The following is a 1,700-nucleotide window of genomic DNA, read 5'->3' as shown; positions in this document are numbered from 1 at the left end:
GCCCGCGCCCCTGCGCGCGGCGGCCGCCCGTCTGCTCGGCGCGGCCGCCGCGGTCGACGCGGCCCCACAGCTGCGTCGCGCCCTCCTCGGCGACGGCCCGCCCATCCTGCGCCGCTCCTCCGCCGCCGCCCTCGCCGCCCTCGCCCACGCCCCCGGTGGCGGGCGCATCGCGGTCGCCGCCCTGATCGAGGCCATCTCCCGGCCCGACCCCGACGCCGCGCTGACCTGCAGCGTCGCCGCCGCCCTCGCCGCCGCCGGGGCTGTCGTGGCAGCCCCGGCCCTGAGCACACTGCTCAACCCCGGCCGCCCGGCCGCCCTGCGCGCCGGCTGGCTCGCCGCCGTGCCCGCCCTCGCCCACACCCCGGTCGACCTCTGGCAGGCGATCCCGCTCGATCCTGGCACGCGCGCCGTCCTGCTCGACAGCCTGGCGGCCGGCGACACATCCGACGACCAGCCGAGCAGCCTGGATGAGCTGGGTCGCCGGCAGGCCGAGGGTGCCGCCGCCGCCGCCGCCGCCGCCCTGGCCACCCTCGCCGAGCTGCGGCCCGATCTGGCCGACGAGCTGTGCTCGCGCCTGCGGCACGCGATCCTGCACGCGCCGGGGGCGTTGCCGCCCGCAGGGCTGCTGGACGCCCTGGCCCACGCCGCAGGCGACAGCGTCGCCGCTGAGCTAGAGGCGATCCTCGATAGCCCGACCGGCACCCCCGCCCTGCGCTGGGCCGCCATCGAGCGCCTCGGCCGCGCGCCATCGGTCGCCGCGTGGGCGCGGGGCCGGCTGCGCGCCGGCGGCGACGACCCGTTCACCCTGGGCAAGCTGGCGATGATCCTGGGCGACCTGGGCGACCAGCGGGCGCTGCCGGACCTCCAGCAGATCGCCGTGAGCGGCGTCGCCGAGTCCTACCTGCGCGACAGCGCCGTCGTCGCCATGGGCAAGATCGGCGGGGCCGACGCCGACACGGCCCTGCGTGCCATCATCACCGCGATCGACGCCCCCGAGCAGCTGCGCGCCCGCGCCGTGACAGCCCTGCCGCAGCCCCTATCCGACGAGACACGCCGCGCTCTGCGCCAGATCGTGCGGGCCGAGGGCGGCGCGATACCGCTCACCGTCGCCATCGGCCTCACGCTCGCCCGCGCCGGCGAGCGCGAGGCGCTGCCGCTGTTGCTCCGCGCGGCCCAGAGCGAGCGGGCCGAGGATGCAGCCCGCGCCATCGCCGCCCTCGGCGACATGGGCGACCAGAGCGCCGCGCCGGCGCTCGTGCGGATCAGCCAGGGTGTCACCGCCGCGCCGGGCCTGCGCCTCGCCGCCGTCGCCGCCCTGCTTGACCTTGACGGGGCAGCCCAGCTGCCGCTGCTGCACGGCTACCTCGACTCGCCTCTGCCGCCTATCCGCCTCAGGGCGCACCAGATCCTGGCCAAGGTCGCCCCCGGCGACCCGCGGCTGATCGCGCCGGTCTCCGATATGTCGGCGCCCCTCGTGCTCCGTGTCGATGCGCTGGAGCGCCTCATGGCGAGCCACCCAACCCTGAGCCTGGCGAGCGCGATCCTCAAGCACGCCGACGAGCCGCCGCAGCTGCGTATCTGCGCCGCCCGGGCGCTGGGCCGCAGCGGCCGCCCCGAGGCCGTCCGGGCGCTGATCGAGGCGCTCGGCACCGACGGGCCGCCGCTGCTACGACGCAGCTGCGTCCTCGCGCTCGGCGCGC

1 protein-coding gene is annotated in these 1,700 nt (G+C 78.1%); it reads left to right on the top strand.

Annotation, left to right across the window (positions count from 1 at the left end; genetic code table 11):
* Positions 1 to 1,700 (top strand): HEAT repeat domain-containing protein (locus K2Z83_RS28320; protein ID WP_220598521.1); only part of this gene is annotated, 1,700 nt, incomplete at both ends.

The sequence above is a fragment of the Oscillochloris sp. ZM17-4 genome, from assembly GCF_019599295.1.
In the GTDB taxonomy this organism is placed as follows: Bacteria; Chloroflexota; Chloroflexia; order Chloroflexales; family Chloroflexaceae; genus Oscillochloris.
Note: the sequence above shows the minus strand (reverse complement) of the source record. Positions and strands in the feature narration are given on the sequence as shown.